Genomic DNA, 25,135 nt, shown 5'->3' on the forward strand with positions numbered 1-25,135 from the left:
CCTTTCCCTACAATGGGGCTATGAAGATCTACACCAAGACCGGGGACGCCGGGGAGACAGGGCTTTACGGGGCCGAGCGGGTGGTGAAGGCCCACCCCCGGGTGGAGGCCTACGGCACCGTGGACGAGGCCAACAGCGCCATCGGCCTGGCGCGAAGCCTCCTTCCCAAGGAGCAGGTGGACCTGCAGGACCTCCTAGAACGCATCCAAAACGCCCTCTTTGACCTGGGGGCGGACCTGGCCACCCGCACGGGAAGCCCTTACGAGAAGAACATCGCCCGCATGGACGCCGAGGACGTGGAGGCCCTGGAGAGGGCCATAGACCGCCTCAGCGAGGAAAGCCCCCCCTTCAAGGGCTTCATCCTCCCCGGGGGGCACCCGGCGGCGGCCGCCCTCCACCTGGCCCGCACCGTGGTGCGACGGGCCGAGCGCAAGGCGGTGGCCTTGAGCCGGGAGGAGCCCGTAAACCCGGAGGTGATCCGCTACCTGAACCGGCTCTCCGACCTCCTCTTCGTTCTGGCCCGGGTGGTGAACGCCCGGGCAGGCCTCCGGGAGGAGGAATGGCTGGTGAAGCAGCGCCGCTAGGGCCAGGGCTTGCCGTAGACCCGCACCTCGGCCCCGGGAAAGGCGCTCTCCAACAGGTCCCTTAAGAACATGGCCGCCGGGGGAAGAAGCCCCCCACAGGCCCCCGCCATGTAGAGAAAGAGGTACCGGGGCCTCCTGGGGGACTGGGAAAACCCCAGGCACCCCTCGTACTCGGGAAAGTACTCGTAGAAAAGCTCAAGGAGGTCCTCCACCAGGTCTTTGGCCTCGGGAAGGGCCTCTATGGAGCTTTGGGGCTTGACCCAGAAGGTCATGACCTTCACACCCCCATTATCGCCCTTACGCGGGGAAATGGGTACTTGCAAAGTGATATCATGCTGCTATAATACCCTCATGATCCGAGCGGAAGGTCTGTCCAAGCGCTACCGGCAAAAGGTGGCGGTGGAAGGGCTCTCCTTCCAGGTAGAGCCCGGGGAGGTCTATGCCCTCCTGGGCCCCAACGGGGCGGGCAAGACCACCACCTTGCGCATGCTTTCCACCCTCGTGCGGCCGAGCGCCGGAAGGGCCCAGGTGGCGGGGTTTAACGTGGTCCGTGAGCCCGTGGAGGTGCGCCGGAACCTCGGCCTGGTGAACGGGGGAATGCGGGTCTACGAGCGCCTCACGGGGAGGGAGGTGCTGGAGTTCTTCGCTGGTTTCTACGGGGTTAGGGGCCGGGCCTTCCGGGAGGCCTTGGACTGGGTGACCGCCCTCCTGGAGATGGAGGAGACCCTGGACAAGAAGGTGATGGAGATGTCCACGGGCATGCGGCAGAAGGTGGTCATCGCCCGGGCCATCCTCCACCGCCCCAAGGTCCTCCTCCTGGACGAGGCCACCGCCGGCCTAAACGTCTTCGCCCGCAGGGCCCTTCTGGACTTCGTGAAGGCCTACCGGGACCTGGGCCACGCCGTGATCTATTCCACCCATGTGATGGGCGAGGCCGAGGAGGTGGCGGACCGGGTGGGGTTTCTGCACCAGGGGCGGCTGGTCTATGAGGGAAGCCGGGACGAGGCCCTGGCCCTGGGGGAGGGCAGCCTGGAGCGGGCCTTCGTCCGCGAGGTGGGGAGGGCGTGATGGAAGCCATCCTTAGGATTTTCCGAAAGGAGCTGGTCCAGGTCTTTCGCGACCGGAAACTGGTCTTTTCCACCCTGGTTCTTCCCGTCTTGCTGATGCCGGTCTTTATGTTCGGTCCCAGCCTCTTCCTAAGCCGGCTCATGCAGGGAGCAGCGGAGAAGGTGCAGGAGGTGGCGGTGGCGGGGCTTCCCGAGGAGGCCCTAAAATCCCTCGAGGCCGCCCGGCTCAAGCCTGTGCCGGTGCCGGACCCCGAAGAGGCGGTGCGGGAAGGCCGGTACCCCGCGGGGGTGGTCTTCCGGGAAGGGGTTTACCGGATCTACGGGCGCCTGGCCTCGGGTTTGGGGGAAAGCCAGGTGGCCGTGGAGAAGGTCAAGGGGGCCCTCCAGGTCCTCAAGGAGGCCCGGGTGGCCGAGGCCCTGGCGCAGGCAGGCCTCCCCAAGGAGATCCTCTCCCCCTTCGCCGTGGAGGTGGTGGACGCCTCTCCCCCAAAGGAGAAGGCCGGGGGGCTTTTGGGCTTCCTCCTCCCCTTCTTCCTGGTGGTTTTCGTCCTCTCCGGAGGCCAGGTGGTGGCGGTGGACGCCACGGCGGGGGAGAAGGAGAAGGGGACCCTCGAGGCCCTCTTGGCCGCCCCTGTCCCCCTGGCCCAGGTGGCCCTGGGGAAGACCCTGGCCACGGTGGCCATGGCCCTCCTCTCGGGGGTGGCGGGGCTTTTGGGGCTCGCCTTGGGCGGGGCCATAAGCGCCCGCCTGGGCGGAGGGGTCCTCACGGAGAGGGGCGAGACCCTGGCCCTGGGAGGACAGGTGAGCCTGGACGGGGGGAGCTTCCTCGCCCTCTTCCTCACCGCCTTCCTTCTGGCCCTCTTCATGGGGGCGGTGACGGTGGCCCTGGGGCTTTACGCCCGGAGCTTCAAGGAAGCCCAAAGCTACATGGCTCCCCTACAGCTTTTGTTCCTCCTTCCCCTGCTCTTCCTGCAGTTCAGGGGCTTTCTGGAGCTCGAGGCCTGGCACCACCTCCTCCCTCTCTTCAACGTGGCCCTGCTCATGGACGCCCTCTTGAAGGGAAGCGCCACCCCTCTGCAGGCGGGCCTCACCTGGGCCTCCACCCTGGCCTACGCCGCCCTGGCCCTGGGCCTTGCGGTGTGGGCCTTCGGGCGGGAGGACGTGGTGTTCCGGAACTAGGAAAGGAGCGGTTATGCGCGAAGTGAAGGAGTTTCCGGCGTGGCGGGCAAGCGGGTTTTTGGCCCTTTTCCTCCTCCTCGTGGCCCTCTTCTGGCTGGGGTGGGCGGGATACCGGCTTCTCTAGGAAAAGGACCTTCCCTACCTCTGGCACTTCCTCGGAGGCCTCCTCGCCTTCTTCCTCCTCGCCCCAGGCCTATTCACCGTCCAGCCCAACGAGGCCGTGGCCCTGGTGTTTTTGGGAAGGTACGTGGGGAGCGTCCGGGAGGAGGGCTTCCACTTCGCCAACCCCTTGGCCGGGAGGAAGCGGGTTTCCCTCAGGGTCCACAACTTCACCTCGGACAAGCTCAAGGTGAACGACGCCCACGGCAACCCCATCGAGATCGCCGCGGTGGTGGTCTTCCGGGTGGTGGACACCGCCAAGGCCCTTTTCCAGGTGGAGAACTACCAGGCCTTCGTGGCCATCCAGTCGGAGGCGGCCATCCGCGCCCTGGCGAGCCGCTACCCTTACGACGCCGAGGGGAAGTCCTTAAGGGGAAGCCCGGAGGAGGTCGCCGAGGAGCTTAAGGCCGAGGTGCAGGAAAGGCTCAAGGTGGCGGGAGTAGAGGTCCTGGAGGCCCGCCTCACCCACCTGGCCTACGCCCCCGAGGTGGCCCAGGCCATGCTCCGCCGCCAGCAGGCCCTGGCGGTGGTGGCCGCCCGCAGGCTCATCGTGGAGGCGGCGGTGGGGATGGTGCGGGAGGCCCTTTCGGGCCTGGAGGAGGCGGGGCTTGCCCTGGACGAGGAAAGGAAGGCGGCCATGGTGAACAACCTCATGGTGGCCCTGGTCTCCGAGGCCCAGGCCCAGCCGGTGGTGAACGTGGGCACCCTCTACGCCTAGTCCCGGCGTAAGGGCTCCGGCAAGCCCTCTTTTGGGGCGAAGGGCGGAGAGAGAAAAGGTGAAGGGGAAACCGGAGGGAAAGAAGGCGTTTCTGCTGAGGCTGGACCCGAGGCTTTATCGGGTTCTGGAAAAGTGGGCCCAGGACGAGCTCAGGAGCGTGAACGCCCAGATAGAATACCTCCTCAAGGAGGCGGCCAGGAGGGCGGGGAGGTGGCGGGATGAGGCTAACCCCGAAGAGGGACGGGAACCCTAGGGGGCTTTTCCTGGCCCTCTATCTGGCCTCCCTCCTGGCCCTTTTGGCCGTGGCGGCCGCGGCGGAGGCCTCGGAAAGACCCCTCCTCCTTGCCCTGGTGGTGGCGGACGGGCTCCTTATGGGAGCCCTCTTCCTCTGGCTTGCGGGCTTCCCGGAAAGGCTCTTCTACGAGCTGCAGGGGCCCTTCCTGGGGGTTCACCACCCCTTGGGGAAGCGCCAGGTCCACCGCTCGGAGGTGGCGGCCGCCCTCCCCACGGCCTACGCCCTGCCCCTCTTCGCCCTCGGACCCAAAGCCGAGATGCCCGGGTACTACCGGGTGCGCTTCCGCCTGAGGACGGCGGCCTTCCCCAAGGGGCTTCCCGTGGAGGCCTTCGTGGGGGCGAGGCGGGGGGAAGGGGTCCTCCTGGTCCTCAAAGACGGCACGGGCCTCCTCCTCAACCCCGAGGACCCCCGGCCCCTCCTCGCCTGGAAGGAGGGCGGATGAGGGCGCTCTACTGGGCCTTCGGCCTCTCCTGGACCCTGGCCCTCCTGGGCCACGCCCTAGGGGTGAGGCCGGGGACGCCCGCCTACCTGGTCCTGGGAGGGGCCTACATGTGGATTCCGGGCCTCGTGGCCCTCCTCTTCGCCTGGAAGGAAGGGCTTTTTCTCCCCCTTTCCTTTCGCCCAAACCGCTTCTGGCTCTTCGCCTGGCCCTTCCCCCTGGCCCTCACCCTCCTCTCCCTCCCCCTAAGCCTCCCCTTCGCCCCCTGGAAGGGCCTGGCCTGGGTCCCGAGGGGGTCCTCTGGGCCTTCGCCCTTCTCCAGGGGCTCCTCGCCGGGGCCACGGTGAACCTCCTCACCGCCTTGGGGGAGGAACCCCTGTGGCGGGGCTACCTCTGGGAACGACTTAAGGGTCGGGGCTTCTGGCCCGCGAGCCTGGAGATCGGCCTCTACTGGGGAGTCTGGCACGCCCCCCTGGTCCTCCTCTACGGCCACACCTACCCGGAGCACCGCCTTCCGGGGATGGGCATGATGGTCCTCTTCACCCTGGCCCTCACCCCCGCCCTCCTCTACGCCCGGGAGAAAGGGGGCTCCCTTTGGGCGCCCGCCCTTCTCCACGGCACCCTGAACGCCGTGGCCGGGCTTTCCCTCTTGGCGGTGGAGCGCACCCACGACCTCCTCGTGGGGGCGGTGGGGCTTCCCGGCCTCTTCCTCCTCTCCCTCCTCAACCTTTGGCTCAGGCGGCGGGTATAGTCAGGGAGATGGGCTTTCTGGTGCTCTCCGGCCTCTCGGGGGCGGGCAAGACCACGGCCAAAGGGTTCCTGGAGGACCTGGGGTATTTCATGGTGGACAACCTCCCCCCAAGGCTCTGGAAACCCCTCTTGGAAGAGCTCGGCCGCCAGGGCATCGGGAAGGTGGGGGTGGTGCTGGACGCCCGGGCCGCGGCCTTCTTCGCCGACCTGGAAGGGGTCCTGGAAGGGCTCAGGCCCACGGTGATCTACCTCGAGGCCCGCCCCGAGGTCCTCCTCCGCCGCTACAACCTCACCCGCCGGGTCCACCCCCTGGGGGCGGGAAACCTCCTCAAGGAAATCGGCGAGGAGCGGCGGATCCTGGCCCCCCTGCGGGAGCAGGCCCACCTCGTCCTGGACACCTCCGAGCTCTCTCCCAGGGCCCTCAAGGAGGCCCTCACCCGCTTCCTGGGGGAGGAGGGAGGGTTCTTGCTCCGCCTCCTCTCCTTCGGCTTCAAGTGGGGCCCGCCCCAGGAGGCGGACCTGGTCCTGGACGTGCGCCCCCTTCCCAACCCCCACTACGACCCCGCCCTCAGACCCAAAACCGGCCTGGACCCCGAGGTGAAGGCCTACGTCTTCCGGGAAGAGCAGGAGCCCTACTACCGGGCCCTCCTCGCCGTGGTGGGCCTGGCGGCGGAGGGGGCCAAGAGGGAGGGCCGGGCCTTCTACACCGTGGCCGTGGGGTGCACCGGAGGGCGGCACCGGAGCGTGGCCGTGGCGGAACGGCTCGCCGAGGAGCTGGCGGGCCGCTTCCGGGTGGAGGTGAGCCACCGGGATGTGGAGAAGGAAGCCTAGCCTGGCCAAGGCCTTCCGGCGCTTCCCCGCCTTGCGCTGGCTGTACCCGGGGATGCGGGTCAAGCGCTACGCCGCCGTGGCCGGGCTGGGAGCCCTCCTGCTCTCCTGGGGGCTAGGCCCCCTTTTCCCGCCCCCCCCCTTCCCGGCCCCCTCCTCTTCCTCCTGGGCCTCGGCCTCCTGGTGGGGGGTATCCGGGCCATGAACCGGAGCATGCTCTCCGCCTTCACCCGGCCCGAGGAGGTCCCGGAAAGGGTCTACGTGCGCCGAAGGCTGGAGCGGGGTCCCAGGGTGGTGGCCTTTGGCGGGGGCACAGGCCTCTCCCGGGTCCTCAAAGGTCTAAAGGAGCACACCGCCCACACCACCGCCATCGTGGCCGTCACCGACGACGGGGGGTCCACGGGGCGGCTTAGGCTAAGCTTTGGCCTCCCCGCCATGGGGGACCTGGTGGACTGCCTGGCGGCGCTTTCCGACCACCCCGCCCTGCCCCGGCTTCTGGAGCACCGCTTTGACCGAGGGGAGGTGCGGGGGCACACCTTCGGCAACCTCTTCCTGGTGACCCTCAACGAGGTTGCGGGGGAGTTCGCCGAGGCCATCCGGGAGGCCAACGCCATCCTGAACCTCAGGGGACAGGTCCTCCCCAGCACACCGGAGGCGGTGCGCCTTAGGGCCCGCTTCCAGGACGGGGCCGAGGTGGAGGGGGAGGTGGCCGTCCGCGCCCGGGGAGGCCGAATCCGGGAGGTCTTCTTGTGGCCCGAACCCCGGGAGGTGATGCCGGAAGCCCTCCAAGCCCTCCGCCGGGCGGAGCTTTTGGTGCTGGGGCCAGGGAGCCTCTACACCAGCGTGATTCCCAGCTTCCTGCCCCTCAAGGAAGCCCTGACCCAGGCCAAGGCGCCTTTGGCCTACGTGGTCAACCTCATGACCGAGCCCGGGGAGACCGAGGGCTACACCGCCTACGACCATTACAAGGCCATCGCCTACCACCTGGGGCGCAGGCCGGAGGTGGTCCTGGTCCACACCGCCCCCATCCCCGAGGAGGTGCAAAGGCGCTACGCCCAGGAGGGCCGCTACCCCGTGGCCTTTGACTCCAAGCCCTTCGCCCTGGACGGGGTCCGGGTCCTCACCGGGGACTTCCGGGAGGAGGGCCCCCTGGCCCAGCACGACCCCAGGAAGGTGGTGGCGGCCCTCCTTTCCCTGGTATAAAGGTGGGCGTGCTCTTTCTCTTCCAGGACCCTCTAGGGGACGACCGGGGCCTGGCTTACCAGTACCCCCAGGCGGGGCTTTACCGGGAGGCGGGGGAGGGCTTCGCCGACCTGGTGGCGGTGGGGGGGGAGGCGCGGGAGGGGCGTCTCCTGCTCAAGGTGCGCCTCGCCCGCTACCCCAACCCCTTGGGGGGGCCCCTGGGCTTCAGCCTGGCCACGGTGGCCCTCTTTTTGGACACGGAGGGGGGCGGGGAGGAAGAGCTCGTCCCCGGCCTCAAGACCCCTCCTGGGGAAGGCTGGGAGGTGGGCTTCTTCCTCACGGGATTCGGGGTGGAGAAGCGCACCCCCTCCGGGGAAAAGTCCCCGGCCAAGGCCTGGCGGGAAGGGGAGTGGGTGGTGGTGGACACCGGCCTTTCCCCAAGGAGCTACGGGGTGTACGCCGGGGTGGGCCTCTTTGACCCCTTTGCCCCCGGGTACCTCCGCCCGGCAAGCCCTTCCGGAGGGCCTTGGACGCTCCTGGCCCCTCCGGGAAGCCCCCCCTTGGTGGACCTGCTGGCGGAGAACCCCCTGGACCAGACTAGGGCTTACGAGAGCGGCGTTCTCAAGCCCTTAAGGCCAGGAGGCCCCCCCCTGCGCCGGGAAGGCCTCCTGGCCTTCGCCCTGGGCGGAGCCTCCCTGGTGCTGGCCTTCCTCCTGAGGCGTTCCCCCGGGGCCTCGCGGACACCGGGGCGGCCCTAGAGGGGACGGAGGTCCTCCAGGAGGAGCCAGCCCGCCCCTTGGGGAAGGGCTTCCAAGCGGGCCTGCAACGCTTCGGCCACCGCCTCGGCCAGGGGCTTGAGGGCCTCTGGGGGCTCCTCCGTGAGGAGGAGCAGGGTGAGCTGGTAGAAGCGCTGGGTGTGGGTGGGGGTGCCGTCCTCAAAGAAGGGGGTGGGGGGCGGCACCTCGTCCAGGAGGAGCCTGGCCCCCTGGAGTTCCTCGGGGAGCAAGGCCCTGGGGTCCCAGGAGGCTTCCTTGGGGCGCCAGAGGTAGCCCTGGAAGAGGCGGACGGCCCGCATGGCCCCTAGCCCACCTCCTCTAGGACCTCCCCCTCCAGAAGGTAGCGGCGGGGAAGCCTCCGGGAAAGGTGCACCGCCACCTCGTAGGGGATGGTGCCCCGGGCCTCGGCCCAGGCCAAAAGCCCCGTGGGGCCGAAGTCCGGGGAGAGGACCTCAAAGACCGCCTCGAGGCCCACGGGGCCCGGGAGCACCACCGTGGTCTGGTCCATGGAGATCCGCCCCGCCACCCGGCAAACCTCCCCCCCAGGCCCCCGGACGAAGCCCACCGCCCCCCGGGGAAGCCCGTCGGCGTAGCCCACGGGAAGGGTGGCGAGCCACTCCCCGCCTTTCGCCACGTACTCCCCGCCGTACCCCACCCGGTCCCCGGGCCTCAGGCGCTTCACCAGGGTGGGCCGGGCCAGGAGGCGGAGAACAGGCCTGAGGCCGAACCCCGGCACCAGGCCGTAGAGGGCTAGGCCCACCCGGGCGTTCTCCCCCCCGTGGAGGAGGAGGCCTAAGGAGTTCTCCAGGTGGTAAAAGTACCCCTCCCCCAGGACCCCCCTCACCTCCTGGAAGCGGCGCCTCTGCACCTCCACGAAGGCCTCGTCCTCCCCGGCGGTGGCCAGGTGGCTGTAGACCCCCTCCACCCGCACCCCCAGGGCCTCCACCGCCCGGAGGGCCTCCCCGGCCTCCGCAAAGGGGAAGCCCACCCGGTTCATGCCAGTATCCACCTTGAGGTGGGCCCTGGGGGTAAGACCCAGGGCCCTCGCCCTCCGGGCCAGGGCCTCTGCGGCCTCGAGGGTGGAGAGGCTCGGCGTGAGCCCCCACCTCAAGGCCTCCTCGGCCTCCAGGGGGTGGAGGCTCCCCAAAAGCAGGACCTCCCCCCGCACGCCCCCCCGCCGCAGGGCCCGCCCCTCGGCCAGGGTGGCCACGGCGAAGCGCCCCACGCCCCTGGCCTCCAGGAAGCGGGCGAGGGGCAAGGCCCCGTGCCCGTAGGCGTCGGCCTTAAGGACGGGGATGACCTCCCCACGGGCCTTTTCCGCAAGGAGGAGGTGGTTCCACCATAGGGCGCCGAGGTCCACCTCTATCCAGGCCCGGGCTTCCATCAGTCCTCCAAAAGCCCCACGAAGCGGTGGGGGTCGGGGTCCAGCCGGAACTTGCGCCGGTCCAGACGGGAAAGGAGGGCCTCCAGGCGCTCGCTGCTCCCCTTGAGGAGGAGGTGGTAGAGGTAAAACCCCTTCACCCGGGGGACCGGGGCGGGGGCGGGCCCCAAGACCTCCCCTTCCCGGGCCACGCCCTCCAGGGCCGCCCTTAGGGCGAAGGCGGCCTCCAGAGCCTTCTCCTCTTGCCGGTGGCGCACCTCCAGCTTCACCATCCGCACCTTGGGAGGATAGTCTAAGGCCTCCCGCAGGGCCTTTTCCACCCAGGGGAAGGCCTCCACGCTCCCCTCCAGGAGGCCCTGGTGGGCGGGGTGGTCGGGGGTGTAGGTCTGGAGGGCAAGGAGGGGGCGCCTTCCCGGCCTCAGCTCCGCGAGGGCCCAGAGGAGCCGGTGGTACCGCTCCGCCGCCCGGAAATCGCTCTCGTAAAGAAAGCCGTCGGCGTAGGGCAGGAGGACCAGGGCCAGCTCCGGTAGGGTGGGCCCCCGGAGGAGGGCCGTGGTCCCCACCACCACCCCGGGCTCCCCCCCAAGGAGAGGGGAAAGGTCGTCCTTGGCCTCCTTGGCGTAGCGGAAGACGGGAAGGGAAAGATGGGCCTTAAGCTCCTCCCAAAGCCATTCCAGCCCGGGCCCCTTGGGCTCTAGAAGCGGGGAGCCGCACCGGGGGCAAAGTAGGGGGGGAGTCTCCTCGTGGCCGCACTGGTGGCAGAGGAGGCGGTTTGGCCGGTGGTAGCGCAGAGGCAGGGCGCAGTGGGGGCAGGTGGGCTTGTAGCCGCAGTCGGCGCAGAGGAGGAGGGCGCTGTACCCTTTCCGGGGCGCCAGGACCACCGCTTGCCTTCCCCGCTCCTCCACCTGCTTAAGAAGGGCCAGGGCCCTCCCCGTGAAGGGATGGCCCTTCTCCCGCCTGAGGTCCAGGAGGAGGACCCGCGGCCTAGGCACGGGAAAGGTGAGGCCGGGCTTTTCCAGCACCTCCACCGCCGGCACCAGGGAAAGGTAGGTAAGGGGCACCCCCAGGAGCCTGGCCCGGAGCTCGGCCAGGGGGGGGATGAAGGCCCGGCTCCCCGAGGGGAGCTTGTAGCTTTCGCTCCCCTCCTCCACCACCACCAAGGACCGGGGGGTGAAGGGCAGGAGAAGCCCCCCGTAGGTGGCGAAGACCAGGCCCCGGGGGTTTCGGAAAAGGACCTCCCGCTCCCAGGGGGAAAGCCCCCCGTGGTAGGCCCTGGCCTCGGGGAAAAAGGCCAGGAAGCGCTCCAGAAGGCTCACCTCGGGGAAGAGGACCAGGTGCTCCCCCTCGGCCACCAGGCCCTTTAGAAGGCGGAGCCTTTCGGAGAACCTTCCCCCGTTCAGGCGCTCGGGGCGTTCGGGCAGGGGAAGGGGCTCCAGGGAGGGGCCCGAAGGGGGGAGCTCGGGGAGGGGCCCTTGGCCGATGTACCCCTCCTCCAGAAGGCGCCTCACCCTCCCCACCCCCACCCCCGCTTCCCGGGCCAGGGCCGCCTGGCTTTCCGCGTGGCCCAGGGCCCGAAGGACCTGGAGGACCCGGTCCATCTCGGGGTCGGGGTGGGCCTCCTTTAGGGGGAGGAGGACCCTCCTTCCCTCCTTGAAGGCCACCGCCTCCTCCAGAACCCCCGCCTCCCGCAGGAGGTCCAGGAGCTTGGGGTCAAAGCCCTTGGCCTCCTGCCATTCCCTCAGGGCCTCGAGGCCTTTGGGAAGCACCTTGGGGTCGGCCCCGGGGTAAAGCCGCACCCGGTGGCGCACCTCGGGAAAGGGGGGCAGGAAATCCGCCAGGACCTGGCCCAAGGGGGCGAAAAGGTACCGGGCCGCCTCCTCCAGGAAACCGAGCTCCTCCCGGCGCAGGTAGGGCCCCGGGTCCAGGTAGGCGATGGCGTGGCGCAGGGCGTGCCCCTTAAGGGCCTCCTCCTCCCCCACCACCACCCCCAGGCGCACCTCCCCCCGCCAGGGCACGGCCACCCGCCGCCCCAAGGCCTCCCCCTCCTCCCCCAGGGGGGGCAGGTAGCTCATGGGGGGCAAGGGAAGGGGAAGGGCCACCCGGAGGGCCCGCATACCCCTAGGATAAGGGCGTGCGCCTGGCGGTGCTCTTTTCGGGAGTGGCCCTGTACAGCGCCCTCTACGCCGTGGTCCCCCTCCTTCCCCTCCTGGAACGTCTCTTTCAAGCCCCCCCGGGGGCGGCGGGGCCCGGGATGGGCCTGCCCCTCCTCCTCCTCGTCCTCCTCTCCCCCCTGGTGCCCAGGCTTCCCCTCCCCGCCGGGATCCTCTTGGGCGGGGGGCTCCTTCTGGTGGGGCTAGGAGGGCTTTTAGGGGCCGTAAGCCCCAACCTCCTCTCCTGGACCCTCTTCCGCCTCCTCCAGGGCGTGGGGGCGGCCCTGGTCCCCACCCTGGCCATCGCCCTCATCCCCCTCCTCTTCCCCCAAAGGGCCCTGGAGATGGCCGGGGTCTACATGGCGGGCAACGTCTTGGGCGGGGGGCTTGGCCGGGTGCTTTCGGGGCTTTTGGCCGAGGCCCTGGGGGTGCGGGAGGCCCTTGGGCTCCTCTCCCTTCCCGCCTTGGCCTTGGGGCTTCTCCTCCTCAAGGCCCCCGGGGGGTTACCCTCCCTGGGGGTACCCCGGTATGAGCTCCGGGCCTGGCGCCTCTATCTGGTGGGAAGCCTCCTCCTTTTCCTCAACCTCTTCCTGGCTAACCTCCTTCCCTACCGCCTCCTGGAGCTGGGCTTCCGCCCGGGAGGGGTGGGGCTCGTCTATCTGGCCTACCTCTTCGGCATCCCGGGGAGCGCCCTCTCGGGGGTGCTGGCGAGGCGGTTTGGGGCGGTGGCCACCTTCCGCTTGGCCTTCCTCGGGGTGCTCGTAGGGATGGGCCTCCTCCTCCTCAAGCCCCCCTACCTGGTCCTGGGCTTTGTGCTCCTGATGGCCGCCCTCTTCACCGCCCAGAGCCTGGCCTCGGGGGCCGCCGGGCGGCAGGGGGCGGGGGTGAGCGGCGCCTACGTGGCCAGCTTCTACCTGGGGGGGACCCTGGCTGGCCTCCTCTACCCCTTTTTCCTCCACAGCTTTCCCCTGGCCGTAGGGGTGGGGATGGCCCTGGCCCTCCTCGCCCTCCTCCTCGCCCCCCTTCGGTAGTATGGGCCCGTGGAGGTCCACGCCGCCGACCAGTACCTGGTGGCCCCCGGGGAGGCGAGCCTCCTGAAGGTCTACGAGGCCCTCCAGGGCACGGGGCTTTACCCCCCCTTCCCGCCGGTGGAGCTCCCGGGAGGGGTGGGGGGGCTTTTGGCCCGGGGCGGCTTTGCCCAGGCCTTCTTCTTCCCCTCGGAGGTCCTGGGCCTCACCTTCCGCACCCCCCGGGGCCGGGTGGTGCGGGCGGGGGGGGTGGTGGTGAAGAACGTCCAGGGCTACGACCTGGTGCGCCCCTTCGTGGGGAGCTTCGGGCTTCTGGGAGAGGCCTTGGAGGTGGTCTTCCGCCTGCGGCCGGGGCGGGCCTCCGGCTTCCTCCGCCGCCCCTGGGAGGGGGCCTTCCCCGAGCTTAGGCCCCTCCCCCGCTTCCTCTTCGCCCTGCGGGAAGGAGGGAGGGCGTGGCTTTACGCCTTCCACTTCGGCCACGAAAGGGAGGTGGCCCGCTTCCGGGAGGCCTTCGGCGGGGAGGAGGTGGGGCCTTTGGACCTCCGCCCCCTCTTCCCCTCGGGGATGGGGGTGGGGGAAGGGCCCCTTTGGGACCTGCGCTTCTCCTGGAAGGACGGGGGGGAAAGACCCCCGGTCCCGGGGGCCTTCCTCCGGTTGGCGGAGGCCCTCTGATACCACCCCGTGCTGGCCCAAGCCAGCATGGGGGCCCCGGTAAGACCTTAGGCAAGGCTTCCCCGAGCCGGTAGGGCGAAGGAAAGGGGGAGAAAGGGTATGACCCCCTGCGGCCTCGGAAAGGCTACCTGTGGGCGGGGTAAGGGTATCCTTTAGGGGATGGAGGCGTTGGAACGGGAAGCCCTAAAGGCCATCCAAGAAGCCCGGGACCTCGAGGCCCTCAAGGCCCTCCGCGCCCGCTACCTGGGCAGGAAGGGCCTCCTCACCCAGGAGATGAAGGCCCTGGCGGCCCTGCCCCTGGAGGAGAGGAGGGCCCGGGGGCAGGCCCTGAACGCCCTCAAGGAAACCCTGGAAAGGGCCCTGGAGGCCAGGGAGCGGGCCCTGGAGGAGGAGGCCCTGCGCCAGGCCCTGGAGGCCGAGCGCCTGGACGTTTCCCTGCCGGGGGCGCGCCTCTTCCCCGGGGGCCTCCACCCCATCACCCTCATGGAGCGGGAGCTGGTGGAGATCTTCCGCGCCCTGGGCTACCAGGCGGTGGAGGGCCCGGAGGTGGAAGGCGAGTTCTTCAACTTCAACGCCCTGAACATCCCCGAGCACCACCCGGCCCGGGACATGTGGGACACCTTCTGGCTGGAAGGCTCCCTAGGCCTGGAGGGCCCCTTGGGGGAGGAGGTGCGGGGGCGGCTCCTCCTCAGGACCCACACCTCCCCCATGCAGGTGCGCTACATGGTGGCCCACACCCCTCCCTTTCGCATCGTGGTCCCGGGGCGGGTCTTCCGCTTTGAGCAGACGGACGCCACCCACGAGGCGGTCTTCCACCAGCTGGAAGGCCTGGTGGTGGGGGAAGGGATCACCATGGCCCACCTCAAGGGGGCCATCTACGAGCTCGCCCAGGCCCTCTACGGCCCCCATTCCAGGGTGCGCTTCCAGCCCGTCTACTTCCCCTTCGTGGAGCCCGGGGCCCAGTTCGCCGTCTGGTGGCCCGAGGGCAAGAGGTGGCTGGAGCTGGGCGGGGCGGGCATGGTCCACCCCAAGGTCTTCCAGGCGGTGGACGCCTACCGGGAGCGCCTTAACCTCCCCCCCGCCTACCAGGGGGTGACGGGCTTCGCCTTCGGGCTCGGGGTGGAGCGCCTGGCCATGCTCCGCTACGGCATCCCCGACATCCGTTACTTCTTCGGCGCCAGGCTCAAGGTGCTGGAGCAGTTCAGGGGGGTCCTATGAGGGTGCCCTTCTCTTGGTTGAAGCAGTACGTGCCCGAGCTGGAAAGCCCCGAGGTCCTGGAGGAGCGCCTGGCGGGCCTGGGCTTTGAGACGGACCGGATGGAGCGGGTCTTCCAGATCCCCCGGGGCGTGGTCTTCGCCCGGGTCCTCGAGGCCCACCCCATCCCCGGCACCAGGCTTAAGCGCCTTCTCCTGGAGGCGGGGCGGGTGGTGGAGGTGGTCTCGGGGGCGGAAAACGCCCGAGAGGGCATCGGGGTGGCCCTGGCCCTCCCCGGCACGGAGCTTGGGGGAGGGCGCGTTGGGGAGCGGGTCTTCCAGGGGGTACGCTCCTTCGGCATGGCCCTCTCCCCCAAGGAGCTCGGGGTGGGGGAGTACGGCGGGGGGCTCCTGGAGTTCCCCCCGGAGGCCCTTCCCCCCGGCACCCCCTTGGCGGAGGCCTGGCCCGAGGAGGTGGTGCTGGACCTGGAGGTCACCCCCAACCGCCCGGACGCCCTGGGCCTTTTAGGCCTCGCCCGGGACCTCCACGCCCTGGGCTACGCCCTGGTGGAGCCGGAGGCCGCCCTGAAGGCGGAGGCCCTCCCCCTCCCCTTCTCCCTAAGGGTGGAGGACCCGGAGGGGGCCCCCCACTTCACCCTGGGCTACGCCTTCGGCCTAAAGGTGGGCCCAAGCCCCCTATGGATGCAGCGGGCCCTCTTCGCCGCCGGGATGCGCCCCATCAGCAACGTGGTGGACATCACCAACTACGTGATGCTAGAAAGGGCCCAGCCCATGCACGCCTTTGACCTGCGCTTCGTGGGAGAGGGGATCCTGGTGCGGCGGGCCCGGGAAGGGGAAAGGCTCAAGACCCTGGACGGGGTGGAAAGAACCCTCCACCCCGAGGACCTGGTCATCGCCGGCCGGAAGGGGGAGGAAAGCTTCCCCTTGGGCCTCGCCGGGGTCATGGGGGGGGCGGAAAGCGAGGTGAGGGAGGACACGGGGGCCATCGCCCTGGAGGTGGCCTGCTTTGACCCGGTCACCATCCGCAAGACCGCCCGCCGCCACGGCCTCCGCACCGAGGCCAGCCACCGCTTTGAGCGGGGGGTGGACCCCTTGGGCCAGATCCCCGCCCAAAGGCGGGCCCTAAGCCTCCTCCAGGCCCTGGCGGGGGCGCGGGTGGCCGGGACCATCTTGGAGGAAGGCCGGCCCAAGCCCCCCGAGCCCATCCCCTTCCGCCCCCAGTACGCCAACCGCCTCCTGGGCACGGCCTACCCCGAGGAGGCCCAGCTCGCCATCCTGAAGCGGCTCGGGTGCCGGGTGGAGGGGGAGGGCCCCTACCGGGTGACGCCTCCCAGCCACCGACTGGACCTGAGGCTGGAGGAGGACCTGGTGGAGGAGGTGGCCCGCATCCAGGGGTACGAGACCATCCCCCTCGCCCTCCCCGCCTTCTTCCCCGCCCCCGACAACCGCGGGGTGGAAGGGCCCTACCGCCGGGAGCAGGCCCTGAAGGAGCTCCTGGCGGGGCTCGGCTTCCAGGAGGTCTACACCTACAGCTTCGCCGACCCCGGGGAGGCCGCCCTCTTCCGCCTCCCCCCCTACCCCTTGCGCCTGCAGAACCCCCTGGCCCCGGAGAAGGCTGCCCTCAGGACCCACCTCTTCCCCGGCCTCCTCAAGGCCCTCAAGGAAAACCTGGCCCTGGACCGGCCCGGGCGGGCCCTCCTCTTTGAGATGGGCCGGGTCTACGGGGTGGAGGGGGAGCGGGTGGCGGAGAGGACCCACCTGGCGGGCCTCCTCTTCGGGGAGGGGGTAGGGCTCCCCTGGGGGAAGGAGGCCCTGGGGGGGTTTTTCCTCCTCAAAGGCCACCTCGAGGCCCTCTTCGCCCGGTTGGGCTTGGCCCTTAGGGTGGAGGCCCACCCCTACCCCTTCCTCCACCCGGGGGTCTCGGGGAGGGTGCGGGTGGAAGGGGAGGAACAGGGCTTCCTAGGGGAGCTCCACCCGGAGATCGCCCGCGCCCTGGAGCTTCCCCGGGTGTGGCTCTTTGAGCTCCGCCTGCCCCTGCCAAAGGCCCCCTTCCGCTTCCAAGACCCCTCCCGCTATCCCCCCGCCTTCCGCGACCTGGCGGTGGTGGTCCCCGAGACCACCCCCTACGGGGAGGTGGAAAGAATCCTCCGGGAGGCCGCAGGCCCCCACCTGGAAAGCCTGGAGCTCTTTGACCTCTACCAGGGCCCCCCCCTCAAGGCGGGGGAGAAGAGCCTCGCCTTCCACCTCCGCTTCCGCCACCCCGGGCGCACCCTCCAGGAGGCCGAGGTGGAGGGGATCCTGGCCCGGATCGTGGCCGCCTTGAGGGCCCGGGGCTTCGGGCTTAGGGAGTAGACTCTAGGCATGCTCACCTGGGTGGACCTCCTGGCCCTCTGGAGCCTGGCCCTGGGGGCGGCCTTGGGCTACCGGGCCGGGCTTCCCTTGGCCTTCGCCGGGCTCGGGGGGGTCTTGTACCCCCTCCTCGCCCAGCTGGGGCCCTCCGGGGTGGGGTGGGGCCTGGGGCTTGGACTTCTTTCGGGCCTTCTGGCCAAGAGCCTCCCCTTGCCCGCCCTTCCCCGGGGCCTCGAGGGCTTCCTCGGCCTCCTGGGGGGCACCCTCCTGGGGCTTTTCCTGGCCCTAGCCCTCTGGACGGGCTTCCCCTGGGAAGCGGTGGGGGGGAACCTGCGCTACCCCTCGGTGAACCTCCCCACCCCCATCTACCAGGGGGTGAGCCAGAGCCCCTTCGCCCGGGAGGCCTTCCGCCTGGCCTGGAAGACCCCCTGGCTCAGGAAGGCCCTGGCCCTAGAGGGCCAGCACCCGCGATAGGGCGAGGAGGCCGTGGTGGATGTCCTTCCTGCGCTCCACCGCCTCCTTTAGGGGGGTGAGCTCCACCTCCCCCGCCACCTCCCCCACCATGACCCCGCTGGTCCCCCCCGCCAACGCCTCCACCGCCGCCGCCCCTAAGCGGCTCGCCAGGATGCGGTCCTTGGCCGTGGGGCTTCCCCCCCGGTGGATGTGCCCCAAGACCGTGACCCGGGCCTCCACCCGGACGTGCTCCTGGATGGCGGCGAGAAGCCCCGCCGCCCCTCCGGGGTAGGCCCCTTCCGCCACCACCACGATGGAGCTGGTCTTCCCCCGCCTTTGGGACTCCAAAAGCCCCTCGGCGATGGCCTTGGGGTCCACGGGCGCCTCGGGAACGGCGATAACCTCCGCCCCGCCCGCCAGGCCCACGTCCAAAGCGATAAAGCCCGCATGCCGCCCCATGACCTCTATGAAGAAGACCCGCTCGTGGCTCGCCGCCGTGTCCCGGATGCGGTCAATGGCCTCCAGGGCGGTGTTCACCGCCGTGTCAAAGCCGATGGTGTAGTCGGTGCCGAAGAGGTCGTTGTCAATGGTGCCGGGAACCCCCACCACCGGGATCCGGAACTCCTCTATGAGGCGCATGGCCCCGCGGAAGGTGCCGTCGCCGCCGATGGCCACCAGCCCCTCAATACCCGCCGCCTCCAGCTTGGCGAAGGCCTTGGCCCGGCCCTCCTCCGTGAGGAACTCCTGGCTTCGGGCGGTGAGGAGGATGGTCCCTCCCCGTTGGAGGATGTTGGCCACGTCCCGCACCCCCAAAGGAAGCATCTCCCCCTGGATCATGCCCGCGTAGCCCCGGCGGATGCCGATGACCTCTACCCCCAGGGCGTAGGCCTGGCGCACCACCGCCCGGATGGCGGCGTTCATGCCCGGGGCGTCCCCCCCGCTGGTAAATACCCCGATTCGCTTCATGGCTCCTCCATGCTGAGGCGGTAGGCCTCGTTCCGGGGCAGTCCGGCGGCCATCAGGGCCCGGAAGAGGGCCTTTCCGGAAAGCCCCTGGGCGCGAAGCCTCCCCACGAGCTCCTCCCCTACCGGAGGAGGGGCCTCCTTGGGTCCCAGGACCAGGACGAACTCCCCCTTGGGCGCAAGAAAGCGCTCCAGGGCCTCCCGCAAACTGCCCCGAAAGACCTCCTCGTGGACCTTGCTGATCTCCCGGGCCACGGCCACGGGGTGCCCGGGGCCGTACACCGCCAAGAGGTCCTCCAGGGTCTTCCTCAGGCGGTGGGGGCTCTCGTAGAGCACGGCGGTCCTCCCTTCCCGGGCCAAGGCCAGGATCCGCTCCTTTCGCTCCTTCCCCCCCTTGGGCAGGAACCCCTCAAAGGTGAAGCGGTGGGTGGGCAGGCCTGAAGCCACCAGGGCGGGGATGAGGGCGGTGGGTCCGGGAAGCGCTTCCACGTGCCAGCCCCATTCTAAGGCCTGGCGCACCAGCTCGGCCCCGGGGTCGGAGATTCCCGGGGTACCGGCGTCCGTGGCGTAGGCCACGTAGCGGAAAGGGGAGAGGAGCTCCCGGGCGCGGCCCACCGTGTGCTGGTCCAGGCGCAGGGTGGGGGTGGGGATGCCGTAATGCCGGAGGAGGAGGCCCGTGCGCCGGGTATCCTCGCAGGCCACCACCTCCGCCTCCCTCAAGACCCGGAGGGCCCTTAAGGTGATGTCCTCCAGGTTGCCGATGGGGGTGGGCACCAAGACCAGGCGCACGCTAGAGGAGGGGCTTGAGCATCCTCAAGGCCTGGCGGAAGGGGAACTCGTAGAGGGAGCCGGAGGGAAGGGTGAACTCTAAAAGGTCCGGGGCCCCGGGGAAGAGGAGGCGCCGCAGGGCCACGGGGCCGCCCTCGCTTTCCAGGTGCACGGCGAGGTAGTCGGGCTCCAGGTTGGGCTCGTCCTCGGCCTCCTTAGGGGGTTCCTCCCCCACCCCCTCCTCCAGGCGCCTCAGGGCCTCCAGGAGGTCCGCCCTGGGCAGGCGCACCTCCTCTTCCAGGGCGCCCTCGGAGAAGCGGAGAACCACCTCCTCCCCTTCGGGGAAGGCCTCGAGGCCCCACAAGGGCTCTTCCCCCTCGGGCACCTCCACCACCTCCAGGGAGCCGTCGGAGAGGAGGCGGAGCACCGCCCCGCAGGCCTCGCAGTCCAAAAGGTCCCCGGCCTCGTACCCCTCCAGGTCCAAGGCCTCTCCGCAGACCGGGCAAACCATAAGCCACCCCCTAAGGGGATTCTACCCCCACCCTCCCCCCAAGGCCCCTAGCCCCCGTAGCGGGCCATGGAGGCCCGGACCTCCTCCAAGGCCGCCTCCCGGCCCCGCCAGCCCGTGACCTTCACCCACTTGCCCTTCTTGGCCTCCAGGGCCTTGTAGGTTTCAAAGAAGTGCTGGATCTCCTGCTTCACCCCTTCGGGGACGTCGCCGATGTCCCGGATGTGCTCCAGGCGCTGGTCCTCGTGCACCACCCCCAGGATCTTGGCGTCCCCGCCCTTCTCGTCCTCCATGAGGAGGAGGCCCACCACCCGCACCTCCACCACCACGCCAGGAAGGAGGGGGTAGGTGGAGAGCACCAGCCCGTCCAGGGGGTCCCCATCCTCGGCCAGGGTGGAGGGGATGAAGCCGTAGTCCCCTGGGTAGAACTGGGCTCCCGGCAGGACCCGGTCCAGCTTGACCACCCCCAGCTCGGGGTCGTACTCGTACTTGTTCCCTGAGCCGCGGGGCACCTCAATGACCATGTGGACCACCTCGGGAGCGCCCTTTCCCACGGGAAGGCTCTTCAGGTTCGCCATAGCCCCCCCATTATACGAGGGCCTCCGCCCGGTCCGTGACCAGGGCCTCCACCCCCCAGGCCGCCAGGGCCTGGGCCCGGGCCCTCTCGTTCACCGTCCAGGCCAGGACCCGGTAGCGGGCCCGAAGCCGGGCCACCTCCTCCGCCGTGAGGAGGCCCTCCCAGGGGTGCACCCAGGCCACCCCCAGGCAAGGGGCGAGCTCCAGGGCCTCGGGCTTCTCGTAGAGGAGACCCAGGGGCCCCACCCCCAAGCGCCGGAGGCGCACCAGGGCCAGGGGGTCAAAGGAGCTCACCCACACCTGGGGGGAGGGGTACCGGGCCAGGAGGCGGGCCAAGGCCTCCTCCCGGCCGTCGGTCTCAGGGGGGAGGCTTTTGAGCTCCACGTTGATCCAGACCCGGGGGAACGCCCTCAGGACGGCCTCCAGGGTAGGCACGTAAGCGGGGAGCTCCCGGGAGGTCAGGGAGGCCAGGGGAAGGCCTCCAAGGGTGAAGTCGTGGTGGACCACCAGCACGCCGTCCCGGGTGAGGTGGACGTCCAGCTCAAACCCGTCCAGGCCGGCCTCGAGGGCCTTGGCGAAGGCCTCCAGGGTGTTCTCCCGCACCCCCTGGGCGAGCCCGCGGTGGCCTAAGCGAAGGGGCACGGGGGAAGTATACAATGGGGCCATGGGCAAGTATGAAGAAGCCTTTTCCCGCACGGGGGAGCAGGCCCTGGCCCGTTTGGAAGGGCCGGGGGGGTTCCTGGCCGTGACGGAGGCCCATCTGGTCTACGTGGACGATGACGGGATCCAGCGCCTGGACCTGGCCCGCATCCGCCGGGTGGGCCGGGGGGAAGGGGGGACCCTCCTGGTCCAGGGAGAGGAGGCCTCCTTGTCCATCCCCTTGAAGGCCTTCCCCGTGGAGGAGCTGAAGGGTTTTCTGGAAGGCCTCAAGCCCCACGTGGCCCGGGCCCGCAAGGCCACCAGCGCCCCCAAACCCGCCCCAAAGGCCCCGGTGTGGGAGGAGGAGGCCCCGCCCGCCCCTCCCCGCCGGGCCTCGGTGGAGCTGGCCCCCGAGCCGGAACCCCCTCCTCAGCCCCCTTCCCCGGAACCCTCGAGGAGGCGGAACCCTTTGGCCCTGCCCCTAAAGGCCCTCGCCCTCCTCACCCTGGGCTACACCGTGGCCTTCGCCGCCCTAAACCCGGGGGCCGACCCCTGGGCCCTGGCGGGGGTGGTCCTCGGGGGACTGGGCCTGGCCTTGACGGAGTGGTCCTTGGCTACCTCCTCCTCGTAGCCCTCCTGGCCTTCCTCGCCCTCTGGCCCAAGCTGGCCCCAAGCCCCAAGCCCGTAAGGGTGGAGGCCTTCGCCGAGGCCTCCTTCACCCCTCCTCTCCCTGAGCCCGTAAGCCTCAACACCGCCACCCTGGAGGAGCTGGAGGCCCTCCCGGGGGTGGGGCCGGTCCTGGCCCGGCGCATCCTCGAGGGCCGCCCCTACGGGCGGGTGGAGGACCTCCTCCGGGTGAAGGGCATCGGCCCCGCCACCCTGGAGCGCCTCCGCCCCTACGTGCGGCCATGAAGGCCCTTCGCGCCCCCGGCGTGGGCCTGGGCCTGGGAGGGCTCTTGGGAGCCCTGGGGCTCCTCCAGCCTTGGGCCCTCCTCCTGGCCCTCCCCCTCCTCCCCTGGTACCGCCTTCCCCTGGCCTTGGGGGCGGCCTTGGTCCTCCTTCGCGGCCTCCTCTTTCCCCTCCCGGAGCCCCCTTACGGGCTCCGGCTGGAGGGCACCTTTGCCGTCCGGGAGAGCTTTGCGGAGTGGGAGGGGCACCTCTTGCGCCTAAGGGGGTTCCCTCCCCTGCCCGATGGGGTGTACCGGCTCCGGGGTTACCTGGCCCCGCCTGAGCCCAAGCGCAACCCCGGGGGGTTTGACGAGAGGACCTGGCTCCTCTCCCGGGGGGTGCGGGGGGTGTTTCACGTGGAACGGGCGGTGCCCCTCGCCCCCCTTCCCGACCCCAGGGGCCCCTTCCGGGAGCGCCTGGGCCAGGGGCTCTCCCCGCCCTCCCGGGAGGTCCTGGAGGGGCTGGTCCTGGGGGACAAGCAGGGCCTGGAGGAGGCCTACGCCCTCTTCCAGAGGGCAGGCCTCGCCCACCTCCTGGCGGTTTCAGGCCTCCACGTGGGCTTTCTGGTAGGAGCGGTGGCCCTCCTGCCCCTGGGGCGGTGGCGCTACCTCCTGGCCCTCCTCCTCCTGCCCCTCTACCTCCTCCTGGCCGGGCCGAGCCCCTCCCTGGTGCGGGCCAGCCTCATGGCGGGCCTTTCCCTCCTGGGGCTTTTCCTGGGCCTGGGCGGGGCGGGGGTGCTCCAGGGCCTGGGGCTTGCCCTCTTCCTCCAGCTCCTCCTGCGCCCCGAGGCCTGGCTCTCCCTGGGGTTCCAGCTCTCCTACCTGGCGGTCCTGGGCCTCGCCCTCGTCCTCCCGGCCCTCCGGCTTCCCCCGGGGCCACGGGGCTACCTCCTGGGAGGGTTGGCCGCAAGCCTCGCCGCCCAGGCCTTCCTCGCCCCCCTGCTCCTCCACCGCTTCGGCTTCCTGCCCCTCCTCGGGCCCCTCACCAACCTCCTGGCCCTGCCCCTGGTGGCCCTCCTGGTCCCCTTGGGCTTCCTCAAGCTCCTCCTGGGGGGTCTCCTCGCCCCCCTGGTGGAACCCCTGGCCCAAGGCCTTCTGGGCCTCGCCGCCTGGGCCGCCCGGGGCCCCCTGCTGCGCTTTGGGGAGATCTCCCCTTTGGGCTTTGCCCTGTACACCCTGGGGCTCCTTCCCCTCCTGCTGGCCCTTCACCGCCACCTTCCCTGGCGAAGGGCGATCCTCCTCGCCTCCTTTCCCGCCCTGGCCAGCCTCCTCACCGCCTGGCCCAAGCCCCTGGACCTCTTCCTCCTGGACGTGGGGCACGGGGATGCCCTTCTCGCCCGGATGGGCGGGGCGGAGGTCCTGGTGGATGGGGGCAGGCCGGAAAAGGGGGAGGCGGTGGTGCGGGCCCTCCGGGCCCTGGGGGTGGAGGCCCTGGAGGTCCTGGTGGCCACCCATCCCGACAGCGACCACTACGGGGGGCTTCTGCGGGTGGTGGAGGAGGTCCCCATAGGCCTCGCCCTCCTCTCCCCCGCCTTCCCCCGGGACCACCCCCTGGTGCAGGCCCTCAGGGCCCGAGGCGTGCCCCTGCGCTTCCCGGGGGCGGGAACCGAGCTGGCCGTGGGCAGGGGGAGGGTTCGGGTGCTCTGGCCCCAGGCCCTAAGCGGGGACGACAACCGGGACGGCCTGGTCCTCCTCCTGGACTTCGGAGAGGCCCGGGCCCTCCTCCTGGCCAACGTGCCCGAGGAGGTGGAAAGGAGCCTACCGGTAGGCCCGGTGGAGGTCCTAAAAGCGAGCCACCACGGGGCGCGGACCGCCACCTCCCAGGCCCTGCTGGAGAAGACCCGGCCCCGGGTGGCCCTCCTCGGGGTGGGGCCCAACCCTTTCGGCCACCCCCACCCCGAGGCGCTGGAACGCCTCCGGACCCACGGCGTCCAGATCGCCCGCACCGACCGCATGGGGGCGGTGCGGGTCCTCTTCGGCTACGCCTGGTAGCCGAGGCGCTCTAGGAGGGCCTCCAGCTCCTCCGGGGAACGGTAGTGGATGACCACCCGGCCCCGTCTCCCCCCCACCACCCGCACCGGCAGGCCCAGGTGCCGGGAGAGCTCCAGGGAAAGGGGGGAGTCCTCTTTGGGCCTCCCCTCCCGGCCCAGGCGCTCCCGCAGGGCCTCCGCCTGGCGTACGGAAAGCCCCTTGGCCAGGATCTCCCCAAGGCCCCAAAGCCGGTCCTCGGGCTCCAGCATGAGAAGGGCCCGGGCGTGCCCGGCGGTGATCTCGCCCCGTTCCAGGGCCTCCAGGACCTCCTCGGGAAGCTGAAGGAGCCGCAGGGCGTTGGCCACGGTGGAACGGGCCTTGCCCACCCTCTTGGCCACCTCCTCCTGGGTCAGGCCCATGGCCAAAAGGGCCTGGTACCCCCGGGCCTCCTCCACCGGGGAAAGGTCCTCCCGCTGGAGGTTCTCCACCAGGGCCAGCTCCAAGGCCTCCTGGTCGGTGAGGTCACGGACCACGGCGGGGACCTCGGAAAGGCCCGCCATTTGGGCCGCCCGGAAGCGTCGCTCCCCCGCCACCAGCTCAAACCCCTCCCCCTTGGGCCGCACCAAAAGGGGCTGGAGGAGGCCCTTTTCCCGGATGGAGGCGGCGAGCTCCTCCAGGGAGTCCTGGGCGAAGCGCCTCCTGGGCTGGTGGGGGTTGGGCCGGATGGCCGTGAGGGGCAGGCGCACCACGCTTCCGCTTCCCTTGGGGAGGAGGGCCTCGAGGCCCCTCCCCAGGCCGCTAGCCTTCTTGGACACGGGTCATCACCTCCTCGGCCAGGCGGCGGTAGGCGTGGGCCCCCGGGGAGGTGGGGGCGTGCTGGGCGATGGTCCGGCCGAAGCTGGGCGCCTCGGCCAGGCGCACGCTCCGCGGCACCACCGTCCAAAACACCTTCTCCCCGAAGTGGCCCCGGAGCTCCGCCTCCACCTGTTGGGAAAGCAAGGTGCGTCCGTCGTACATGGTGATGAGGAGGCCCAAAAGCCGCAGGGCGGGGTTCAGGCGGCCCCGCACCTCCTCCAGGGTGGAAAGAACCCCCACCACCCCTTCCAGGGCGTAGTACTCCGCCTGCACGGGCACCAGGACCCCCTGGGCCGCCCCCAGGGCGTTCAAGGTAAGGGGGGAAAGGCTGGGAGGAACGTCCAGAAGGGTGAAGTCGTACCCCCCGTCCTCCAGGGCCTTGGCCAGGGCCAGGGGGTCCTCCGCCAGCTCCAAGGTGGCCCCCACCAGGTCGGGGGTGGAGGGGAGGAGGTGGAAGGCGTCCACCGGCTGGACCAGCCTCTCCAGAGGCTCCCCCTGGAGCAGGTGGTACACGCCCTCCTTCGGGCGCAGGCCCAGGCCGCTGGTGGCGTTCATCTGCGGGTCCAGGTCCACCAGGAGCACCCTCTTGCCCATCCGGCCCAGGTAAGCCGCCAGGTTGATGGCGGTGGTGGTCTTTCCCACCCCTCCCTTCTGGTTCACCAAGGCGATGCGGCGCACCTCGCCC

Annotated in this window: 26 protein-coding genes and 3 pseudogenes; 18 read left to right on the forward strand and 11 right to left on the reverse strand. The window is 70.5% G+C overall.

Going from position 1 to position 25,135, the window contains the following annotated elements; genetic code table 11:
* Nucleotides 1–20: 20 nt before the first annotated feature.
* On the forward strand, nucleotides 21–584 hold the full coding sequence (locus ACZ5RK_RS02615) for a cob(I)yrinic acid a,c-diamide adenosyltransferase (RefSeq protein WP_464909562.1): 564 nt from the start codon (nucleotides 21–23) through the stop codon (nucleotides 582–584).
* Here the strand turns inward: ACZ5RK_RS02615 and ACZ5RK_RS02620 are convergent.
* The gene (locus tag ACZ5RK_RS02620; protein ID WP_464909563.1) at nucleotides 581–856 is read right to left on the reverse strand and encodes a hypothetical protein; all 276 of its coding nucleotides are present in this window, start codon (nucleotides 854–856) and stop codon (nucleotides 581–583) included. The two genes, ACZ5RK_RS02615 and ACZ5RK_RS02620, sit on opposite strands and share 4 nt — an antisense overlap.
* 79 nt (nucleotides 857–935) lie before the next feature.
* On the opposite strand from ACZ5RK_RS02620, the gene ACZ5RK_RS02625 reads away from it, so the two are divergent.
* The 9 genes and pseudogenes from ACZ5RK_RS02625 (at nucleotide 936) to ACZ5RK_RS02665 (ending at nucleotide 7,959) form a co-directional block, all read left to right on the forward strand.
* Nucleotides 936–1,652: an ATP-binding cassette domain-containing protein gene (locus ACZ5RK_RS02625; protein WP_464909564.1), complete on the forward strand. Its 717-nt coding sequence runs from the start codon at nucleotides 936–938 to the stop codon at nucleotides 1,650–1,652.
* Entirely contained in the window at nucleotides 1,652–2,830 is a 1,179-nt protein-coding gene (locus tag ACZ5RK_RS02630) for an ABC transporter permease (RefSeq protein WP_464909565.1), read from the forward strand. The genes ACZ5RK_RS02625 and ACZ5RK_RS02630 overlap by 1 nt, the downstream gene beginning before the upstream one ends.
* A 13-nt stretch (nucleotides 2,831–2,843) precedes the next feature.
* A pseudogene (locus tag ACZ5RK_RS02635) lies at nucleotides 2,844–3,707 on the forward strand (SPFH domain-containing protein).
* Between the two features lie 58 nt (nucleotides 3,708–3,765).
* Nucleotides 3,766–3,960 carry a type II toxin-antitoxin system antitoxin gene (locus ACZ5RK_RS02640; RefSeq protein ID WP_022797540.1) on the forward strand — a complete coding sequence of 65 codons (195 nt, stop codon included), beginning with the start codon at nucleotides 3,766–3,768 and terminating at the stop codon, nucleotides 3,958–3,960.
* Nucleotides 3,926–4,444, forward strand: coding sequence for a hypothetical protein (locus ACZ5RK_RS02645; RefSeq protein WP_464909566.1), 519 nt, complete (start codon nucleotides 3,926–3,928; stop codon nucleotides 4,442–4,444). The genes ACZ5RK_RS02640 and ACZ5RK_RS02645 overlap by 35 nt, the downstream gene beginning before the upstream one ends.
* Nucleotides 4,441–5,192 (forward strand): annotated as a pseudogene (locus ACZ5RK_RS02650) (lysostaphin resistance A-like protein). Before ACZ5RK_RS02645 ends, ACZ5RK_RS02650 begins: the two are co-directional and overlap by 4 nt.
* An 8-nt stretch (nucleotides 5,193–5,200) precedes the next feature.
* The gene (gene rapZ, locus ACZ5RK_RS02655; RefSeq protein WP_464909567.1) at nucleotides 5,201–6,022 is read left to right on the forward strand and encodes an RNase adapter RapZ; all 822 of its coding nucleotides are present in this window, start codon (nucleotides 5,201–5,203) and stop codon (nucleotides 6,020–6,022) included.
* A gap of 52 nt (nucleotides 6,023–6,074) precedes the next feature.
* Nucleotides 6,075–7,222: pseudogene (locus ACZ5RK_RS02660) on the forward strand (gluconeogenesis factor YvcK family protein).
* A gap of 8 nt (nucleotides 7,223–7,230) precedes the next feature.
* Complete coding sequence (locus tag ACZ5RK_RS02665) at nucleotides 7,231–7,959, forward strand: glucodextranase DOMON-like domain-containing protein (RefSeq protein WP_464909568.1); 729 nt, start codon at nucleotides 7,231–7,233, stop codon at nucleotides 7,957–7,959.
* Here ACZ5RK_RS02665 and ACZ5RK_RS02670 read toward each other — a convergent pair.
* The 3 genes from ACZ5RK_RS02670 to ACZ5RK_RS02680 are packed head-to-tail and all read right to left on the reverse strand — an operon-like array spanning nucleotide 7,956 to nucleotide 11,472.
* Entirely contained in the window at nucleotides 7,956–8,276 is a 321-nt protein-coding gene (locus ACZ5RK_RS02670; protein WP_464909569.1) for a DUF3208 family protein, read from the reverse strand. The two genes, ACZ5RK_RS02665 and ACZ5RK_RS02670, sit on opposite strands and share 4 nt — an antisense overlap.
* Nucleotides 8,277–8,281: 5 nt before the next feature.
* Nucleotides 8,282–9,361, reverse strand: coding sequence for an alanine racemase (gene alr, locus ACZ5RK_RS02675; RefSeq protein WP_464909570.1), 1,080 nt, complete (start codon nucleotides 9,359–9,361; stop codon nucleotides 8,282–8,284).
* Nucleotides 9,361–11,472 carry a primosomal protein N' family DNA-binding protein gene (locus tag ACZ5RK_RS02680; RefSeq protein WP_464909571.1) on the reverse strand — a complete coding sequence of 704 codons (2,112 nt, stop codon included), beginning with the start codon at nucleotides 11,470–11,472 and terminating at the stop codon, nucleotides 9,361–9,363. Before ACZ5RK_RS02680 ends, alr begins: the two co-directional genes overlap by 1 nt.
* A 17-nt stretch (nucleotides 11,473–11,489) precedes the next feature.
* Between ACZ5RK_RS02680 and ACZ5RK_RS02685 the strand changes: the two genes are divergently transcribed.
* The 5 genes from ACZ5RK_RS02685 (at nucleotide 11,490) to ACZ5RK_RS02705 (ending at nucleotide 17,245) form a co-directional block, all read left to right on the forward strand.
* Entirely contained in the window at nucleotides 11,490–12,539 is a 1,050-nt protein-coding gene (locus ACZ5RK_RS02685; RefSeq protein WP_464909572.1) for an MFS transporter, read from the forward strand.
* A 9-nt stretch (nucleotides 12,540–12,548) separates the two neighbouring features.
* Nucleotides 12,549–13,208 (forward strand): DUF5639 domain-containing protein, encoded by a 660-nt coding sequence (locus ACZ5RK_RS02690; RefSeq protein WP_464909573.1) that lies wholly within the window; start codon nucleotides 12,549–12,551, stop codon nucleotides 13,206–13,208.
* Nucleotides 13,209–13,376: 168 nt separating this feature from the next.
* Complete coding sequence (gene pheS / locus ACZ5RK_RS02695) at nucleotides 13,377–14,426, forward strand: phenylalanine--tRNA ligase subunit alpha (RefSeq protein WP_464910044.1); 1,050 nt, start codon at nucleotides 13,377–13,379, stop codon at nucleotides 14,424–14,426.
* Nucleotides 14,423–16,774, forward strand: coding sequence for a phenylalanine--tRNA ligase subunit beta (gene pheT, locus ACZ5RK_RS02700; RefSeq protein ID WP_464909574.1), 2,352 nt, complete (start codon nucleotides 14,423–14,425; stop codon nucleotides 16,772–16,774). The genes pheS and pheT overlap by 4 nt, the downstream gene beginning before the upstream one ends.
* 9 nt (nucleotides 16,775–16,783) lie before the next feature.
* Nucleotides 16,784–17,245 (forward strand): hypothetical protein, encoded by a 462-nt coding sequence (locus ACZ5RK_RS02705; RefSeq protein WP_464909575.1) that lies wholly within the window; start codon nucleotides 16,784–16,786, stop codon nucleotides 17,243–17,245.
* Here ACZ5RK_RS02705 and pfkA read toward each other — a convergent pair.
* Genes pfkA through ACZ5RK_RS02730 form a run of 5 tightly spaced genes read right to left on the reverse strand, consistent with a single transcriptional unit; the run spans nucleotide 17,222 to nucleotide 20,680 of the window.
* The gene (gene pfkA, locus ACZ5RK_RS02710) at nucleotides 17,222–18,190 is read right to left on the reverse strand and encodes a 6-phosphofructokinase (protein ID WP_464909576.1); all 969 of its coding nucleotides are present in this window, start codon (nucleotides 18,188–18,190) and stop codon (nucleotides 17,222–17,224) included. The genes ACZ5RK_RS02705 and pfkA overlap by 24 nt on opposite strands.
* Entirely contained in the window at nucleotides 18,187–18,975 is a 789-nt protein-coding gene (rsmI, locus tag ACZ5RK_RS02715; RefSeq protein WP_464909577.1) for a 16S rRNA (cytidine(1402)-2'-O)-methyltransferase, read from the reverse strand. Before rsmI ends, pfkA begins: the two co-directional genes overlap by 4 nt.
* A 1-nt stretch (nucleotide 18,976) precedes the next feature.
* Nucleotides 18,977–19,465 carry a TFIIB-type zinc ribbon-containing protein gene (locus tag ACZ5RK_RS02720; protein WP_464909578.1) on the reverse strand — a complete coding sequence of 163 codons (489 nt, stop codon included), beginning with the start codon at nucleotides 19,463–19,465 and terminating at the stop codon, nucleotides 18,977–18,979.
* 47 nt (nucleotides 19,466–19,512) lie between these two features.
* Complete coding sequence (locus ACZ5RK_RS02725) at nucleotides 19,513–20,040, reverse strand: inorganic diphosphatase (protein ID WP_464909579.1); 528 nt, start codon at nucleotides 20,038–20,040, stop codon at nucleotides 19,513–19,515.
* A gap of 10 nt (nucleotides 20,041–20,050) precedes the next feature.
* Entirely contained in the window at nucleotides 20,051–20,680 is a 630-nt protein-coding gene (locus tag ACZ5RK_RS02730) for a glycerophosphodiester phosphodiesterase (protein ID WP_464909580.1), read from the reverse strand.
* Nucleotides 20,681–20,702: 22 nt separating this feature from the next.
* Here ACZ5RK_RS02730 and ACZ5RK_RS02735 point away from each other — a divergent pair, with 22 nt between their 5' ends.
* The 3 genes from ACZ5RK_RS02735 to ACZ5RK_RS02745 are packed head-to-tail and all read left to right on the forward strand — an operon-like array spanning nucleotide 20,703 to nucleotide 23,616.
* The gene (locus tag ACZ5RK_RS02735; RefSeq protein WP_464909581.1) at nucleotides 20,703–21,308 is read left to right on the forward strand and encodes a YcxB family protein; all 606 of its coding nucleotides are present in this window, start codon (nucleotides 20,703–20,705) and stop codon (nucleotides 21,306–21,308) included.
* Entirely contained in the window at nucleotides 21,281–21,589 is a 309-nt protein-coding gene (locus ACZ5RK_RS02740) for a ComEA family DNA-binding protein (RefSeq protein WP_464909582.1), read from the forward strand. The genes ACZ5RK_RS02735 and ACZ5RK_RS02740 overlap by 28 nt, the downstream gene beginning before the upstream one ends.
* Nucleotides 21,586–23,616 (forward strand): ComEC/Rec2 family competence protein, encoded by a 2,031-nt coding sequence (locus tag ACZ5RK_RS02745; RefSeq protein ID WP_464909583.1) that lies wholly within the window; start codon nucleotides 21,586–21,588, stop codon nucleotides 23,614–23,616. The genes ACZ5RK_RS02740 and ACZ5RK_RS02745 overlap by 4 nt, the downstream gene beginning before the upstream one ends.
* Here the strand turns inward: ACZ5RK_RS02745 and ACZ5RK_RS02750 are convergent.
* A complete protein-coding gene (locus ACZ5RK_RS02750) occupies nucleotides 23,604–24,410 on the reverse strand; it encodes a ParB/RepB/Spo0J family partition protein (RefSeq protein WP_464909584.1) in 807 nt (268 codons plus the stop codon). The genes ACZ5RK_RS02745 and ACZ5RK_RS02750 overlap by 13 nt on opposite strands.
* A complete protein-coding gene (locus ACZ5RK_RS02755) occupies nucleotides 24,394–25,128 on the reverse strand; it encodes a ParA family protein (protein ID WP_464909585.1) in 735 nt (244 codons plus the stop codon). The genes ACZ5RK_RS02750 and ACZ5RK_RS02755 overlap by 17 nt, the downstream gene beginning before the upstream one ends.
* Between the last annotated feature and the right edge of the window lie 7 nt (nucleotides 25,129–25,135).

The organism is Thermus kawarayensis JCM 12314, from assembly GCF_055393575.1.

Excerpts from the sequence above, each read along its gene's own strand:
- ACZ5RK_RS02725 (WP_464909579.1), bottom strand. The coding sequence starts at position 20,040 with ATGGCGAACCTGAAGAGCCTTCCCGTGGGAAAGGGCGCTCCCGAGGTG.
- ACZ5RK_RS02645 (WP_464909566.1), top strand. The coding sequence starts at position 3,926 with ATGAGGCTAACCCCGAAGAGGGACGGGAACCCTAGGGGGCTTTTCCTG.
- rapZ (WP_464909567.1), top strand. The coding sequence starts at position 5,201 with ATGGGCTTTCTGGTGCTCTCCGGCCTCTCGGGGGCGGGCAAGACCACG.
- pheT (WP_464909574.1), top strand. The coding sequence starts at position 14,423 with ATGAGGGTGCCCTTCTCTTGGTTGAAGCAGTACGTGCCCGAGCTGGAA.
- pfkA (WP_464909576.1), bottom strand. The coding sequence starts at position 18,190 with ATGAAGCGAATCGGGGTATTTACCAGCGGGGGGGACGCCCCGGGCATG.
- ACZ5RK_RS02745 (WP_464909583.1), top strand. The coding sequence starts at position 21,586 with ATGAAGGCCCTTCGCGCCCCCGGCGTGGGCCTGGGCCTGGGAGGGCTC.
- ACZ5RK_RS02615 (WP_464909562.1), top strand. The coding sequence starts at position 21 with ATGAAGATCTACACCAAGACCGGGGACGCCGGGGAGACAGGGCTTTAC.
- ACZ5RK_RS02735 (WP_464909581.1), top strand. The coding sequence starts at position 20,703 with ATGGGCAAGTATGAAGAAGCCTTTTCCCGCACGGGGGAGCAGGCCCTG.
- ACZ5RK_RS02680 (WP_464909571.1), bottom strand. The coding sequence starts at position 11,472 with ATGCGGGCCCTCCGGGTGGCCCTTCCCCTTCCCTTGCCCCCCATGAGC.
- ACZ5RK_RS02720 (WP_464909578.1), bottom strand. The coding sequence starts at position 19,465 with ATGGTTTGCCCGGTCTGCGGAGAGGCCTTGGACCTGGAGGGGTACGAG.
- ACZ5RK_RS02625 (WP_464909564.1), top strand. The coding sequence starts at position 936 with ATGATCCGAGCGGAAGGTCTGTCCAAGCGCTACCGGCAAAAGGTGGCG.
- ACZ5RK_RS02630 (WP_464909565.1), top strand. The coding sequence starts at position 1,652 with ATGGAAGCCATCCTTAGGATTTTCCGAAAGGAGCTGGTCCAGGTCTTT.
- ACZ5RK_RS02705 (WP_464909575.1), top strand. The coding sequence starts at position 16,784 with ATGCTCACCTGGGTGGACCTCCTGGCCCTCTGGAGCCTGGCCCTGGGG.
- ACZ5RK_RS02620 (WP_464909563.1), bottom strand. The coding sequence starts at position 856 with ATGACCTTCTGGGTCAAGCCCCAAAGCTCCATAGAGGCCCTTCCCGAG.
- ACZ5RK_RS02670 (WP_464909569.1), bottom strand. The coding sequence starts at position 8,276 with ATGCGGGCCGTCCGCCTCTTCCAGGGCTACCTCTGGCGCCCCAAGGAA.
- alr (WP_464909570.1), bottom strand. The coding sequence starts at position 9,361 with ATGGAAGCCCGGGCCTGGATAGAGGTGGACCTCGGCGCCCTATGGTGG.